16 protein-coding genes are annotated in these 15,032 nt (G+C 69.6%); 7 read left to right on the plus strand and 9 right to left on the minus strand.

Going from position 1 to position 15,032, the window contains the following annotated elements; all coding sequences use genetic code 11:
* Window positions 1-23 precede the first annotated feature (23 nt).
* Complete coding sequence (locus AACZ75_RS02105; protein WP_339870932.1) at window positions 24-485, minus strand: DUF4112 domain-containing protein; 462 nt, start codon at window positions 483-485, stop codon at window positions 24-26.
* Between the two features lie 44 nt (window positions 486-529).
* On the opposite strand from AACZ75_RS02105, the gene AACZ75_RS02110 reads away from it, so the two are divergent.
* The gene (locus AACZ75_RS02110; RefSeq protein WP_339870933.1) at window positions 530-1,504 is read left to right on the plus strand and encodes an endonuclease/exonuclease/phosphatase family protein; all 975 of its coding nucleotides are present in this window, start codon (window positions 530-532) and stop codon (window positions 1,502-1,504) included.
* Here AACZ75_RS02110 and AACZ75_RS02115 read toward each other — a convergent pair.
* The 6 genes from AACZ75_RS02115 to AACZ75_RS02140 are packed head-to-tail and all read right to left on the minus strand — an operon-like array spanning window position 1,485 to window position 6,376.
* Window positions 1,485-2,717 (minus strand): CCA tRNA nucleotidyltransferase, encoded by a 1,233-nt coding sequence (locus tag AACZ75_RS02115; protein ID WP_339870934.1) that lies wholly within the window; start codon window positions 2,715-2,717, stop codon window positions 1,485-1,487. The two genes, AACZ75_RS02110 and AACZ75_RS02115, sit on opposite strands and share 20 nt — an antisense overlap.
* Window positions 2,714-3,376 (minus strand): CoA pyrophosphatase, encoded by a 663-nt coding sequence (locus AACZ75_RS02120; protein WP_339870935.1) that lies wholly within the window; start codon window positions 3,374-3,376, stop codon window positions 2,714-2,716. Before AACZ75_RS02120 ends, AACZ75_RS02115 begins: the two co-directional genes overlap by 4 nt.
* A complete protein-coding gene (locus tag AACZ75_RS02125) occupies window positions 3,373-3,942 on the minus strand; it encodes a DUF1285 domain-containing protein (protein ID WP_339870936.1) in 570 nt (189 codons plus the stop codon). The genes AACZ75_RS02120 and AACZ75_RS02125 overlap by 4 nt, the downstream gene beginning before the upstream one ends.
* 41 nt (window positions 3,943-3,983) lie before the next feature.
* A complete protein-coding gene (locus AACZ75_RS02130) occupies window positions 3,984-4,478 on the minus strand; it encodes an N-acetyltransferase (RefSeq protein WP_339870938.1) in 495 nt (164 codons plus the stop codon).
* 34 nt (window positions 4,479-4,512) lie between these two features.
* The gene (locus AACZ75_RS02135; protein WP_339870940.1) at window positions 4,513-5,286 is read right to left on the minus strand and encodes an enoyl-CoA hydratase; all 774 of its coding nucleotides are present in this window, start codon (window positions 5,284-5,286) and stop codon (window positions 4,513-4,515) included.
* 1 nt (window position 5,287) lies between these two features.
* The gene (locus AACZ75_RS02140) at window positions 5,288-6,376 is read right to left on the minus strand and encodes an MBL fold metallo-hydrolase (protein WP_339870941.1); all 1,089 of its coding nucleotides are present in this window, start codon (window positions 6,374-6,376) and stop codon (window positions 5,288-5,290) included.
* A gap of 234 nt (window positions 6,377-6,610) precedes the next feature.
* On the opposite strand from AACZ75_RS02140, the gene AACZ75_RS02145 reads away from it, so the two are divergent.
* The 5 genes from AACZ75_RS02145 (at window position 6,611) to AACZ75_RS02165 (ending at window position 11,040) form a co-directional block, all read left to right on the plus strand.
* The gene (locus AACZ75_RS02145) at window positions 6,611-7,597 is read left to right on the plus strand and encodes a hypothetical protein (RefSeq protein WP_339870943.1); all 987 of its coding nucleotides are present in this window, start codon (window positions 6,611-6,613) and stop codon (window positions 7,595-7,597) included.
* 75 nt (window positions 7,598-7,672) lie between these two features.
* On the plus strand, window positions 7,673-8,470 hold the full coding sequence (locus AACZ75_RS02150; RefSeq protein WP_339870945.1) for an exodeoxyribonuclease III: 798 nt from the start codon (window positions 7,673-7,675) through the stop codon (window positions 8,468-8,470).
* A 3-nt stretch (window positions 8,471-8,473) separates the two neighbouring features.
* A complete protein-coding gene (locus AACZ75_RS02155; protein WP_339870947.1) occupies window positions 8,474-8,989 on the plus strand; it encodes a hypothetical protein in 516 nt (171 codons plus the stop codon).
* Window positions 8,990-9,072: 83 nt separating this feature from the next.
* On the plus strand, window positions 9,073-9,978 hold the full coding sequence (locus AACZ75_RS02160) for a cobalamin biosynthesis protein CbiG (RefSeq protein WP_339870948.1): 906 nt from the start codon (window positions 9,073-9,075) through the stop codon (window positions 9,976-9,978).
* 84 nt (window positions 9,979-10,062) lie between these two features.
* Window positions 10,063-11,040: a glutaminase gene (locus AACZ75_RS02165; protein ID WP_339870950.1), complete on the plus strand. Its 978-nt coding sequence runs from the start codon at window positions 10,063-10,065 to the stop codon at window positions 11,038-11,040.
* Between the two features lie 30 nt (window positions 11,041-11,070).
* On the opposite strand, the gene recN is transcribed toward AACZ75_RS02165, so the two are convergent.
* On the minus strand, window positions 11,071-12,771 hold the full coding sequence (gene recN, locus AACZ75_RS02170) for a DNA repair protein RecN (protein WP_339870952.1): 1,701 nt from the start codon (window positions 12,769-12,771) through the stop codon (window positions 11,071-11,073).
* Window positions 12,772-12,982: 211 nt separating this feature from the next.
* A complete protein-coding gene (locus tag AACZ75_RS02175) occupies window positions 12,983-13,840 on the minus strand; it encodes an outer membrane protein assembly factor BamD (protein ID WP_339870954.1) in 858 nt (285 codons plus the stop codon).
* Between the two features lie 203 nt (window positions 13,841-14,043).
* Here AACZ75_RS02175 and AACZ75_RS02180 point away from each other — a divergent pair, with 203 nt between their 5' ends.
* A complete protein-coding gene (locus tag AACZ75_RS02180; protein ID WP_339870955.1) occupies window positions 14,044-14,979 on the plus strand; it encodes a ribose-phosphate pyrophosphokinase in 936 nt (311 codons plus the stop codon).
* The last annotated feature ends 53 nt before the right edge of the window (window positions 14,980-15,032 follow it).

Genomic DNA, 15,032 nt, shown 5'->3' on the forward strand with positions numbered 1-15,032 from the left:
CGGCCCGTCAAGCACAGCCGCGCTCAATCGTGCAGATAGACGATGCGCCGCGCCTTGGCATTCGCGCCCATCGCCGCCAGATGCTGCTCATGCTCGCCGGAGGCACGGGCCTCGCGCTCATTGGCCTCGACCCAGTGGGTGCTCTCGATATGTTTCTGCAGGGCATTGGCCGCCATCAGCTGGCCGGGGAAGAAGGTGTCGACCACATCGCCCGCGACCGGCACCGTCCCGACGGCCGTGTCCACCGCCATATAGGCCGCCATCCGCGCCAGGGTCGACGGCGTGGCCCCGACCCGCAGACCCTGCAACAACAGCCAGCCGCCTGTCGCCACCGTATAGACCGTCCCGACCACCGGCACCCAGGTCAGCAGGGCGTCCAGACCCAGGCCGAACGGGCCGATGCCGATGACCCGGTCAGAAAGCTTCTTCACGCCCTCGACATTGGTCCAGATCTTTTCGATATCCCCGATGGTACGTCTGGCCATTCAACTCTCTTTCCACTCGAGACCGTCACAGGACATCCCGATCAGTGTTCACCGAGATTGGCAAGTCCGTGGCTCCGCACCTGAAACGCCTCGTCCCGCTGATGCTCAGCGCGCCGGCGGGCATTTTGTTGCTGGTTGCCGCCGCGGCCATGAGCGGCATCGGCCATCGCTGGGTGGATATCCTGGCCCAGTTCGTGGCCCCGGCCCTCGGCGTGGCCGTCGTCCTCACCCTCGTGGCCCTGCTGCTGCGACAGGTTCACGGCGCGGTCGCCTATGGTGTCGCCGTCCTGGTGCTGATGATCGCCGTGTGGCCGCAATGGGGACCGGTCCGCGGCGTCGCCCGCCCCGATGCCCCGGTCGTGCGCCTGTATTCAGCCAATCTGTGGGCCCGCAACACCGACGTCGACGCCATCACGCGCTCGATCGCCGATGCGGACGCCGACATCGTCCTGCTGATCGAGCTGGGCGATGCGCCGGCGGCCCGTCTCGGCCAGGTTCTGGCCGGCTATCCGCACCGGATCGTCACGCCACGGGTCGACCGGTCCGGCGGGGCCGCCCGGTCGGTGATCGCCTCGCGCTATCCGCTGACCGCCATCGCCGATGTCGCGGACGGCCTGCAGGACGTCGCCGCCGTGGCCCGGACCCCGATCGGTCCCCTGAATGTGGTCGGCGTGCACCTGACCCGCCCCTGGCCGTTCCAGTACCAGTGGGGCCAGATCAGCCAGGTCCAGGCCCTGGCCGCGGTCCGCGCTGGCCTGACCGGTCCGGTCATCGTCGCGGGGGATTTCAACAGCGTCTCGACCGGTCGCATCGGACGGCAGCTCCGGGCCGAGGTCGGGCTGAGCCCGGCCCCGGGCTGGCCCGGCACCTGGCCGGCCGCCGCCCCCTCGATCATGGGTCTGACCATCGACCAGGTCTATCGCTCGCCGGAGCTGGCCTTCGTCAGCCGTCGATTGGGCCGGCCGACCGGCTCGGACCACCGGCCGGTCATCACCGAATTCACCCTGGCGGCGGACTGAGCGCCGGGTCCAGCAGGGCCCGCAACCGGGCCTCATGGCCGACGGCGGGAAAGTCGTCGGCGATCCACCCCGCCTCGAACGCCTTCAGCAGCCGCCCCGTCTCCGGCCCGGGGGCCACGCCCAGCCGCGCCAGATCACGACCGCCGACCGGCAGGGTCGGCGGCGTCCACCCGGCAATCAGGGCCGTCAGTCTCTCGTCATCGGCCGGATCGCCGGACGCGGCGGCCCGCTGGCGCATCAGCGCGTCCTGCACCGCCCGGGCCCCGAGCCGGTACACGGCTGCCCGTGCCGCCTGATCGCCCATGTCCGGCCGCACCATCGTCGCGGCTTGCGCCCCGGCCACCAGCCGGTCCCGCACCGCGTTCGACAGCCGCAGTCGCGCGGCGAGCGCCCGCAGGCCGTCCGCATCGGCCGGTACCAGCCCCGCCAGCCGCAGGACCGGGTCGGGGGTCAGGTCGCACAGGCGCCGGAACAGGGGCCCCGTCACGGCCTCGGGCAGCAGTTGCGCCAGCACGCCCGTCTCGACCATGGCCTGGACGGCGCGGCGCGGGTCCGGTGCCGCCAGCAGCTTCATCAGCTCGGCCGACACCCGCTCGACCGACAGGCGGGCCAGACCGTCGACCTCGGCGGCGCAGGCGGCCATCGCTGCCGCATCCGGCACGTCCCGGCCATACCAGGCGTAGAAGCGGAAGAAGCGCAGGATCCGCAGATAGTCCTCGCGAATGCGCGTCACCGGATCGCCGACGAAGATGACCCGTCCGGCCAGGGCGTCGGCGACCCCCTCGCCCGTGGGGTCGTAGACCCGCCCGCTCAGGTCGGCGTACAGCGCGTTCAGCCGAAAATCGCGGCGTGCCGCGTCCTCGCTCCAGTCGTCGGTGAAGGCGACAGTGGCATTGCGTCCGTCCGTGGTCACGTCGCGGCGCAGGGTGGTGATCTCATAGGGCTTGTGCCCGGACACCGCCGTCACCGTGCCATGGGCCAGCCCCGTCGGCACCGCCTTCAGGCCGGCCGCCCGGATCGCGGCAAAGGCCGCCTCCGGCTCCAGGGTCGTGGCGATATCGATATCGGCGACGGCCTGACCCAGCAGGGCATTGCGCACACTGCCCCCGACGAAGCGGGCACAGTCAGGCCCGCCCGCCGCTTCCAGCGCCGCGAACACCGCCCGCGTCGCCGCACTGGTCAGCCAGGGCTGGTCCTGCAGGCGGGTGGTCATGCGGCATCCTCCGCCGTCGCCACAGCGGGCTCCGGCTCATCCCCGTACAGCCGGGCCCGCAAGGCCCGGACAATCCCGGCCGTCACGCCCCAGATATAGCGCTCCTCCCACGGCATGGCCCAGTACCAGCGGCGGGGCTCGCCCTCACGCTCATAGGAATCCTGTCGGTGGTTGAGCCGGTTCATCAGAAAGTCCCACGGCACCTCGAACAGTTCCGCCACCTCGTCCGGCGCGGGCGTCACCTCGGGCGGGGTCTTCAGCCAGCCGACCACCGGCGTCACCAGAAAGCCCGTGCCGGTCTCATAGGCGTCCCCCAGACCCAGCACCTCGACCGTGTCCGGGGCCAGGGCGACCTCCTCCCAGGCTTCGCGCAGGGCGGCCACGGCGGCTGTCTCACCCGCGTCCAGCCGGCCGCCGGGAAAGGCGATCTGTCCCGGATGGCTGGCCAGACGGTCGGAACGGCGCGTCAGCAGGACACTGGCTCCCTCCGGGCGGGCGATTACGGGGATCAGCACGGCCGCCGGCTTCAACGTGCGTTCCGGCCGGTCCGCGTCCGGATTCAGATCGAAGTCCGATCGTCCCGCCGTCCGGTCCGGCGACCAGCCCGCGACCGGCTCCAGCCGTTCGGTCAGACGCTGCTTCAGCGACGACAGGCTCATTCCACGCCCGCCCCCACCGGTCCCAGGGCAAAGGTCTCGCCGCCGCTGCGGACCACCAGCCGCCCGCCCTCGACCGACGCCGTCTCGACCAGGTCATAGAACAGCGAGCGCACGATCCGGGCCCACAGATCGCCGCGCACATGCACGCGCGGCGCGGGCTCGTCGGTCACCGGATCGGTCTCGACCACGATCGGATGCTCCGCCCCGGCCTCGACCGTGTCGCCGACATCGGTGGTGAACCGCAGCCGGTCACCGTCCCGCTCCAGCGTCACCGCCCGGAACGGCAGGTCCTCGACCGTGATCTTCAGCTTCTCGACCGGCGTGACCAGATGATAGCCGTCCGGGTCCTTGCGCAGCACTGTCGAGAACAACCGCACCAGCTCGGCCCGGCCGATCGGCGAGCCCTCGTGCATCCACACGCCGTCGGCGCGGATGATGATGTCGATGTCGCCGCAATGCTCCGGATGCCACAGATGCACCGGCGGCAGTCCGCGCCCCGGGGCCTGTTTCGCGGCCCCGGCCACGGCGGCCAGACCTCCGGTCTCTGTCTTCGGGCGTTCGCTCATGACCCAGACTTAGGCGCGCCCGGCCTCGCGGAAAAGGCGTCTCAGCCGATCGGTCGCACCGGGCCGCTGACCGAGGGGGTCGCCAGCGGCAGCCACAGCAGTCGACGCCGGTCGACCGGACCCGGCAGTTCGGCGTCCGGCGACGGCACGAAGCCGAAGCGCGCGAAATACGGCGTGTCCCCGACCAGCAGCACGCCGGCGGCGCTCTCCGCGCGGGCATGGTCGACACAGGCGGCGACCAGATCGGCCCCCAGACCGGCCCGACGGCTGCCCGCCTCGACCGCGATCGGCCCCAGGAACAGGGCGTCGGTGTCCCCGACCCGGATCGGCCACAGCCGCACCGAACCGATCACGCGGTTGTCCTCGCGGGCGACGAATGCGGCCACGGCCACCGTCTTTTCGCGCAACCGCTCCGCCGTCTTGGCGAACCGGCCCGGCCCGAAGGCCGCCAGCACCACGGCCTCGACCGCCGCGGCGTCGGCGGCGGTTTCGGCGTCGATGCGCACGATCGGGTCAAGGGCGGCGGAATGGGTCATGGGCGGGCGCTGATAGGGCCACGGCCCGACCAGATCAACCGGCTTTGGAGAAATCCGGCGCCCGCTTCTGGCTGAAGGCCATGAAGGCCTCCATCGCCTCGGGGCTCCGCATCTGGCTGCCGAAGGCCTCGCCCTCGCGCTGCATCAGGGTCCACAGATGGGCGGCATCGCGCATCAGCTGCTTTGTCTTGCGGATCGAATTGGGTGCGCGCGCCGCCAGCTTGACCGCCAGGGCCTGCGCCGCCGCGTCGACCTGATCCGACGGCACGGCCCGGTTGGCCAGGCCCCAGGCCAGGGCCGTGCGTCCGTCGATGGCCTCGCCGAGGGCGAACAGCTCAAAGGCGCGATGATGACCGATCGCCGCCGGCAGCAACATCGACGACGCCGCCTCAGGGGCCAGGGCCAGGTTGATGAAGGGGGCGGACAGCAGGGCATCCTCGGCCACCACCACCATGTCGCAATGCAGCAGCAGCGTCAGGCCGATACCGACCGCACGCCCCTGCACCGCCCCCACCGCCGGCTTGTCCAGGTCCGCCAGCGACTTCAGGAAGCGAAACACCGGCATGTCGGCGGCCTCCGCGCCCTGCGAGCCCAGGGCGATGAAGTCGGCGATGTCATTGCCCGCCGAAAAACTGTCGCCCTCGCCCCGGAACAGCAGCACCCGCACCGCATCGTCCGTGCGCGCCCGCTCGGTCGCCTCGGCCAGCGCGGCGTACATCGCCTGGGTGATGGCGTTCTTCTTCTCGGGCCGCGCCAGGGTCACGGTCAGAATGCCGCCGTCGAGGGTGGTCAGGATATGATCAGTCACGTCAGGTCTCGCTGCTTGAGGTCAGGGTCCACCAGTCCACGCCATCGGCGTCGCGGGCAACCTGTGCCCGGCCGTTGCGGGCCAGATAGTTGAGATGTGCCAGGCTTTCACCGGTCGCCATGCCCAGCAGCCCGTCGTCGATGGCGCGGGCGAACAGGGCCCCGAACACGTCCACGGCGCGGCAGGGCCGGGTCAGGGTGCGCTCCAGGCGCTTCAGGCCGGTCTCGTGGCCGCGGATCAGGGCGTCGAGCCGCGCCTGCACCCCGGTGAACGGCTCGCCGTGCGACGGCAGGACCAGGGTGGTTTCCGGAAACACCGTCTTCATCCGCTTCAGCGACACCAGCCAGTCCCCCAGCGGGTCGGCGGCCGGCTCGGTCGGCCAGACGGCCACGATCGACGAGATGCGCGGCAGGATCTGGTCACCGCCCAGCAGCACATCGTCGGATTCACGCCACAGACAGGCGTGCTCAGGACTGTGGCCCTCGCCGATGACCACCCGCCAGCGATCGTCGCCGATCGTCAGAACCTCGCCCTCGACCATGCGGGTAAGGGCCGTCGGCAGCGGCCGGACGGCCTTGCCGAACCCACCGAAATGCTTGCGGTAACCCGCGATCTGATCCTCGCTCCAGCCGGCGGCGCGATAGAAGACCGCCCCGTCCTCGGGGGCGGGCTGGCCGGTGTCGGCGATCAACATCCGTGCCGTCACATATTCCAGCCGCGTCATCAGCAGCGGGGCCGCGAACCGCTCACACAGCCAGCCCGCCAGGCCGATATGGTCGGGATGCATATGGGTGCAGATCACCCGTGTGACCGGTCGTCCGCCCAGCGGTCCGGCCAGGGCCGCCTCCCAGGCGGCGATCGAGGCGGCGGTGTTCAGGCCGGTATCCACCAGGGTCCAGCCGTCGCCGTCCTCCAGCGCATAGACATTGATGTGATCCAGCGCCATCGGCAGCGGCAGGCGCAGCCACAGCACGCCGGGTGCCACCGTGACGGCCTCGCCGGCTCCGGGCACGGCGGGAAACGGATAGGTCAGACCCCGGTTGCCGCCCCGGGCCTGTCGTTCGTCCGGGATGACCACGCCGTCCGCCAATGAAAGTCTCCTTTGAAAACTTTGCTACCATGCCTCGCCCGACCGGCCGGGTCCATAGGCGTCCTCCCCCGCCCCGCCACGACGGACCGGAGCCATCTCCGACGGGCGAGGCCGGAGCCAACCCAGTCATCCTGCGTTCATTGCACGACCACAGACTGGTCATTTCCCTGCCTTGACCGCGCCGCCCCCGGACGCCAAGGCTGCGGGCCTAAACGTTTCTTCGAGGAGTTTTCGGTGCCCAAGAGCCCTTTCATCGCCGTCATCGGGGGCGCATTCGCCCTGTCTCTGGCGACGTTCCAGCCCGCAGCCGCCCAGGTTGCCGGTCAACAGGCGACCGACCCCACCTTCCAGCCGGAAACCTCCCAGGAAGACAATTCGCGCCAGCGTCGCAGCCGTCACCAGCGCCCGCGCGCGCCGCGGCCCGACGCCGCACCGGCCGCCCCGGCCGCACCGACGGCCGAGGAACTGGTCGCCAGCGCCCAGGTCATCGCCACCTCGGCCGGCGTAGCCTGCCAGGTCACCGAGGCCACCGAACTGGGTCTGACCGTCGCCCAGGAAATCGCCTATGAAGCCGCCTGCGCCACCGGCCCCGGCTATATCCTGATCGGCTCGACACCGCCCCAGGCCGTCGATTGCGTGCTGCTGAACGGTCAGGGCAATGTCGCGCGCGCCGCCGATCCGGAAGCCGATGTCGGCCAGCAGTGCGCGCTGCCGGCCAACCAGAACGTCGTCGCCGTCCTCCAGGCCTATGCCACTGAAGCCGGCGTCGACTGCATCGTCGACGAGGCCTCGGCCATCGGCAAGACCGACGACGGCAACCTGATGTATGAGGTCGGCTGCCAGAACAAGGATGGCTTCTGGCTCGAAAAGACGGCCACCGGCTGGGCCACCACCGCCTGCTGGGAACTGATCGGCCGACGCACCACCTGCCGCTTCACCCCCGTTGCCGAGTCCTACGGGGCCTGGAAGGACGTTCTGGCCGGCACCAGCGCCGCTGCCTGCGACGTCCGGCAGACCCGCCTGATGGGCAAGGATTCCGCCAACCTGAGCATCTATGAGATCAAATGCGCGTCCGGCGACGGCTTCCTGGCCCGTGTGGGCGCGGATCGCCGTGCCCAGCGCATTCACACCTGTGCCGAGGCCGTCAACATCGGCGGCGGCTGCCAGATCGGCGCGGCTCCGGTCGCGGCGACCGAGGACGCCCCGGCTCCCGGCCAGTAATAAAGAGCGACCAGGGCCGGTCCGGCAGGCGTGCGCGCCTTGCCGGACCGGCCGGCTCCGCCTAGCGTCCCGGCCATGCGCATCGCCACCTGGAACGTCAATTCCGTCAACGCCCGCCTGCCCACCGTACTCGACTGGCTCGAGGCGGCGACGCCCGATGTCGCCTGCCTGCAGGAAATCAAATGCGTCGACGAGAAATTCCCGCGCGAGGCCTTTGAAAGCCTCGGCTACAACGTCGAGACCCACGGGCAGAAGTCCTACAACGGCGTCGCCCTGCTCTCGAAATATCCCCTGACCGACATCCGCCGCGGCCTGCCCGGTGCCGACGCCTCGGGCTTCGAGGCCGAGTTCGAACAGGCCCGCTATATCGAGGCCGTGGTCGAATGCCCCCGCCCCGTTCGCGTCGGTTGTCTCTACCTGCCCAACGGCAACCCGATCGGCACCCCCAAATTCGACTACAAACTGGCCTGGTTCGACCGGCTCAACGCCCACGCCCGCGACCTGCTGGCGCTGGAAGAGGCCTTCACCCTGTGCGGGGACTACAACGTCATCCCCACGCCGGACGATGCGAAAGACCCCGCCGCCTGGGCCGGTGACGCCCTGTTCCAGCCCGAAAGCCGCGCCGCCCTGCGTGCCCTGAAATTCCTCGGCCTGTCCGACGCCCATGACCTCGGCAATGAGCCGGCCGGCACCTACAGCTTCTGGGACTACCAGGCCGGGGCCTGGCAGCGGGATCACGGCATCCGCATCGATTTCCACCTGCTGTCGCCCCAGGCCGCCGACCGCTTCCGCGGCATCGAGACCCATCGCGCGGCGCGCGACATGGACAAACCCTCCGACCACGTCCCGGTCGTGGTCGAACTGGAGGACTGAGGCTTGGCCGATGCGCTCCGGGTCATCCTGCTGCTCGCCCTGGCCGCCGCGGCCCTGACCACCGGCGTGCTGGCCCTGGCCTGGTGGATGGAGCCGGGCCGCCGCCTCGGCCGGGCCCTGCTCAAGTCGCTCGGCGTCGTGCCCGAGGCCGAGGCCCTGTCACCGGGCGAGGGCCGCGCCGCCGGTCTGGATTTCGACGGGGCCCAGATCGCCGTGCTGTGGAACCGGGGCGTCGACGGCCTGGTCTATGGCTTCGAGGAGATCGAGGGCGGCGAGGTCATCGTCGACGGCCATGTCGTGGCCCGTATCCGGCGCGGCGAGGTGCGCAAGACGCTCGACGTGATGGCCCCCGATGCCGAGACGGTGGTGCTGCGCCTGCTGTTTTCCGACCCTCGCCATCCCGAGTTTGAACTGTCGCTGTGGAACGCCACCCTGGCCGTTCAGACCGGCTCGCCGGCCGAGGCCATGCGACTGGGCCGTCGCTGGTTGTCGCATCTCGACGCCCTGCTGAAGGCGTGATCGGATCCGTGGCCCTTCCGGTCCGGTCAGCGGGGCGCTAGAACCTCGCATCCCGTTTGTTCCGAGTTCCTGAGGAGCCCGCCGTGGCCCGCCTTTTCGACGCCTACATCATCGCTGACTGGACCGCCGCCGAGGGCAAGAAGCTGGGCGATCAGTCGATCTGGATCGGCGTGGCCAAGCGCGACGTGCGTTTCCGCCTGTACAGCGAGACCCATAATGTCGCGACCCGGGCCGAGGGCGAGAAGCTGCTCGCCTCGCTGCTGGCCGAGCACCGCAAGCGCGGTGACAAGGTCCTGCTCGGCTTCGACTTCAATCTCGGTTTCCCGACCGGCACCGCCGAACGGCTGAAGTTGACCGGCACACCGTGGGCGGCGATGTGGAAATTCCTCGCCGCCAACGTCGTCGACAAGGCCGACAACACCAACAACCGCTATCAGGTCGCGGCCAAGATCAACCGGCTGATGACCGACAACGCCTGGCCCATGTGGGGTGCCCCCGCCAGTCAGGCCCAGCGCTGGCTGACCACGACCAAGCCGCCCGCGGGCTCATCGGCCGACATCCCCGAACATCGCGCCACCGAGATCGCCGCCCGCCGCGGCAAGCTGCACCCCAAGGCCGTCTGGCAGATGCACGGGGCCGGCGCTGTCGGTGGCCTGACCCTGGTTGGCATCCCGATGGTGCGCCGCCTGGTCGAGGTCCTGGGCAGCGCCGCCGCCGTCTGGCCGTTCGGCACCGGCTGGCGCGAACTGACCGCCGAGGATGTCGAACCCCTGTCGACCCTGGTGGTCGAGGTCTGGCCGGCCCTGTTCGACGCCACGCCCGTCCCGGGCGAGTTCAGGGAACAGGTCCAGGTCCGCACCGCCGCCGAGGCCTTCGCCAGAATGGACGACCAGGGCACCCTCGCCCGCGCCTTCGCCCCGCCCAGGGGCACCGATGAGGCCCTGATCGCCCGGGTCGAGAGCGAAGAAGGCTGGATCCTCGGAGCCTAGGGCGAATCCGGCGGCCACGGGCGACATCGGCCCGGTGCCGGTGCATCAGGGTGAACCTCGGGCGCGACGCCATGGTAGGTGGGGTTGACCGACGTTGTTGAGCGACTGAATTTCATGCACGACCTTGCCGCCATCGTGGCCGACATAGCCGAAGAGATGCAGGCGGCCCCCGACCGCGGCAAGCCTGCCGACTACATCCCCCCGCTGGCGCGGGTCGATGTCGCCCAATTCGGCATGGCGGTCGTCACCGTTGACGGGCGCGTCTTCACCGCCGGCTCCGCCGATGAGCTCTTCTCGTTGCAGAGCATTTCAAAGGTCTTCGCCCTCACCCTGGCCCTGGGCAAGGTCGGCAGCCAGCTGTGGGACCGCGTCGGCCGCGAGCCCTCCGGCAGTGCCTTCAACTCCATCGTCCAGCTGGAGTCCGAGCGCGGCATCCCCCGCAATCCCTTTATCAATGCCGGGGCCATCGTGGTCGCCGACGTCAATCTCACCCGCGGTGCCCCCCGTGAATCCCTCGCCGAACTGATCAGCTTCGTCCGCCACCTGGCCGATGACGACACGATTGCCGTTGACGTCGAGGTTGCCAAAAGCGAGTCGGAGACGGGCTTCCGCAACGTCGCCCTGGCGAACTACATGAAATCGTTCGGAAACCTCCACCACACACCGGAGGATGTTCTCGCCCTCTACTTCGGTCAGTGTGCCGTCGCGATGAACTGCCGCCAGCTGGCGATGGCCGGTCGCTACCTGATGGCCGCCGGCCTCAATCCCACCAGTGGTCACCGGATCGTCCCGGAAACCCGCGCCCGCCGGATCAACGCCCTGATGCTGACCTGCGGCCACTATGACGCCAGCGGTGACTTCGCCTTCCGCGTCGGCCTGCCGGGCAAGTCAGGCGTGGGCGGCGGCATCCTCGCGGTGGCCCCCGGACGCGCGTCGATCGCCGTCTGGTCGCCCGGCCTCAACGCCCAGGGCAACTCCCAGCTCGGCACCCTGGCCCTCGAGCGGCTGGCGACGCGCACCGGCTGGTCGGTATTTGACCGGGCCGACGCGCCCCCGGCCTGACCCCGGGGCCGCCGCCGCGCTCCCGCCCTCCTAGCCGATCAGCACCTTCGCCGCCGCCCTCGCCTCGTCGGTGATGGTCGCCCCGGCCAGCATGCGGGCGATCTCTTCCTGACGGGTGGCGGGATCGAGGGTGTCGATCGTGGTGGTCGTGACCCCGTCGGCGTCGGCCTTGCGCACCTTCCAGTGGGCGTGACCGCGCGCCGCGACCTGCGGACTGTGGGTGACCACCAGCACCTGGGCCCCGGTCGACAGCCGCTTCAGCCGCTGGCCCACGGCCTCGGCCACGGCCCCGCCGACGCCCTGGTCGACCTCGTCGAAGATCATTACCGGCTGGCGCTGGTCGGCCCGGCTGGCCAGGGCCGCCTTCATGGCCAGGGCGAAACGCGCCAGCTCACCGCCCGAGGCGATGGCGTCCAGCGGTCCGAACGGGGTCCCGGCATTGGTGGCGATCTGGAAGCGCGCGGTCTCGACGCCCTGCGGCCCGCGCCGGCCCTCGGCGACCGGCTCGAAATCGACGCGGAACCGGGCCCGGTCCAGCTTCAGCGGCCCCAGTTCGCCCATCACCGCCGCGGCCAGCCGCTCGCCCGCCGCCTCGCGCGCCGAGCTCAGGAAGGCGGCGGCCACGTCATAGGCCTCGCGCGCCACACTGGTGGCCCGCTCCGCCTCGGTCAGGGCCTCGGCCCCGTCCTCGATCAGCCGCAGCCGGTCGCGGAACCGGCCGCGCAGCACCGGCAGCATCTCGACACTGGTGTTCAGCTTGCGGGCCGCGGCGCGCAGGGCGAACAGCCGCTCCTCGGCCTTGTCCAGTCGCCCCGGCTCGAAATCAAAGGCGGCCGCCGCCGCATCGACCTCGGCGATGGCCTCAACGGCCTCGACCAGGGTCCGGTCGATGGCCTCGGCCGCGGCCAGCAGCCGGGTGATGACCGGATGATCTTCCTCCGCCCCGGCCTGCAGGGCCCGCTGGCGCGCATGCTCGACCGCGCGCAGGGCCGACGACAGCTTCTGGCTCAGCTTGTCCCCGCCCAGGGCGGTGCGCGCGTCCGACAGATCGGCCAGGGCCTTCTCCGCCGCCCCCAGGATGGCCCGTTCCCCCGCCAGTTCGGTCTCTTCCTCGGCGCGGGGGTCCAGGGCGTCCAGATCGGCCAGGTTCAGGGCCAGGTCCTCGGCCTGGGCCGCGGCCTCGGCGGCGGCGGCGCGCAGATCGGCCAGCCGGGCGGTCGCCGCCTTCAGCTGTTCGGCGGCAGCGGCCACATCGGCCAGCTGCGGGGCCAGACCGCCATAGGTGTCCAGCAGCGTCCGGTGGGTCTTCCAGTCCAGCAGGCCGACGGTCTCGTGCTGGCCGTGCACCTCGACCAGGGCCTGGCCGATCTCGCGCAGGGCCGTGACCCCGGCGGGCTGGTCATTGATGAAGGCGCGGCTGCGCCCGTCGCTCGACAGGATGCGGCGCAGGATCAGGTCCTCGCCCGCCGCCACGTCGAAGCCGCGCTCGGCGATCAGGGCAATCAGCTCGGGATCGTCGGGGGCCGAGAACACCGCCGTGGCCACCGCCTGTTTGGCCCCCTCGCGCACCAGACCCGCGTCGCCACGCCCGCCCAGGGCCAGGCCCAGGGCGTCGAGGATGATCGACTTGCCGGCCCCGGTCTCGCCGGTCAGCACGGTCAGGCCCGCCTCCACCTCGAGGTGGAGCGCGTCGATCAGGACGATGTCGCGAATGGTCAGGGCGGTCAGCATGGCGCTTTGATTCGTGGCTTTCCCGATACTAGAGCGAAATCGGTTGAGTTGGACGAAGTCCAACTCGGCTCAGATTTCGCTCCAGTTTGATGCTGGACCATTTTTTGGATTCAGGTCGATTCGACCTGAAACAAAAATGGTCTCGCCACGAAAGCCGGCGTCCGGGCGCGTCAAGACGCGCACCGGACCGGGGGACCACCGTCAGCCAGGCTCAGCCCGGAATGATCCGGCGCAGCCAGCTCTCGCGCTTGCCCTCGGGCGCGACCTCGGGCCGCTGGCCCTGTTCCGTCAGCAGGGCATGGGCCTCCGAATACCAGGGGCTGCCCGGATAGTTGAAGCCCAGAACGGCCCCGTTGCGCACGGCCTCGTCCTTCAGACCGATGCTCAGATAGACCTCGACCAGACGGTACAGGGCCTCCGGCGTGTGCGAGGTGCGCTGGAAGGCCTCGTTGTCGATCACCGTCTTGTAGCGGTTGATCGCCGCCAGCGGCTGGTTGCCGCGCTGGTAATAGCGGCCGATCGCCATTTCCTTGCCCGCCAGCTGGTCATTGACCATGTCGATCTTGATCGTGGCGTCGATGGCGAAAGCGGTGCCGGGATAGCGGCGGGCCACGTCACGCAGCCCCAGCAGCGCCTGTTCGGCATAGCCCTGGTCGCGGCCGACGTCGGTGATCTGCTCGAAATTGCAGATCGCCTTCATGTAGAAGGCATAGGCCGCCGACGGATTGCCCGGGAACAGCTGGATGAACCGGTCCGAGGCGGCGATGGCCTCGGGGTAGTTGTTGTTCTGGTAGTAGGCGTAGATCTGCATCAGGATCGCGCGACGCGACCACTCCGAATACGGATGCTGGCGCTCGACCTCCTGGAAATAGTCGACCGCATCGCTCCAGCGCTGACGCTGCAGGCGTTCGTAGCCCGTATTGTAGAGCAGCTCGACCGGACGTTCCTCATAGGCGAGCCGGGGCCGTTTGCTGGTGCCCGAGCAGGCACTGACGGCCAGAACCGACAGCGCGACTGTCGTGATGATCAGACCGGAACGAAACTTCGAAGCAGGCAAGGGCGACCTCATGACATGCCGGAACAGGCGCGCCCCACACGGCACTCCCGAAACTCAGCGAGACCTCTACACCAGCGACAGGACCGCGCCAATGCGGACGCAAATTGAAGATATTGCGTCGCCGCGCCTTGAAGCGAGGCTGTCCCCTGATAAGAAGCGCGCTTGAAAGCGCCACCTGATCTGGCGGTTTGATGACGGCAAAAGGATGACCGGCGATGAAGCTGCTTGCAGGCAATTCGAACCGGACCCTGTCCCAGGCCATAGCCACCCACCTCGACATGCCGCTGACCAAGGCCCAGGTGAAACGCTTCGCCGACAATGAGGTGTTCGCGGTCATCGAGGAGAACGTCCGCGGCGAGGACGTCTTCATCGTCCAGTCGACCAGCTACCCGGCCAATGACAATCTGATGGAGCTGCTGATCATCACCGACGCCCTGGTCCGGGCCTCGGCCCGGCGGATCACGGCGGTCATGCCCTATTTCGGCTATGCCCGGCAGGACCGGAAAACCGGCGGCCGCACCCCGATCTCGGCCAAGCTGGTCGCCAATCTGATCACGCGCGCCGGGGCGGACCGGGTCCTGACGATGGATCTCCACGCCGGGCAGATCCAGGGCTTCTTCGACATTCCGACCGACAACCTGCTGGCCACCCCGGTGCTGGCCCGCGACATCCGCGAACACTACCCCCGCAGCGGCGAACTGATGATCGTCTCGCCCGACGTCGGCGGCGTGGTGCGGGCCCGGTCCCTGGCCAAGCGTCTCGACGCCGACCTGGCCATCGTCGACAAGCGTCGCGCCAAGGCCGGCGAGAGCGAGGTCATGAACATCATCGGTGAGGTCGAGGGCCGGCGCTGCATTCTGTTCGACGACATCGTCGATTCCGGCGGCACCCTGGTCAATGCGGCCCAGGCCCTGATGGAGCGCGGCGCGGAGTCGGTCTCGGCCTATATCAGCCACGGCGTCCTGTCGGGCCCGGCCGTGACGCGCGTCACCGAAGGCCCGCTGAAGGAGCTGGTGATCACCGACTCCATCGAACAGCCCCACGAAGTTTTGACCTGCGAAAAAATCCGCAGCGTCTCCGTGGCACCACTGATCGGCGAGGCCATCCGGCGCATCGCCAACGAGGAATCGGTATCCAAGCTGTTCGATTAACGGTCGGAAAACCCCTCCGACCGCGTTATACAGGCCAACAGAATGCCGGCGTC

Source organism: uncultured Brevundimonas sp., assembly GCF_963975535.1.
GTDB lineage: Bacteria > Pseudomonadota > Alphaproteobacteria > Caulobacterales > Caulobacteraceae > Brevundimonas.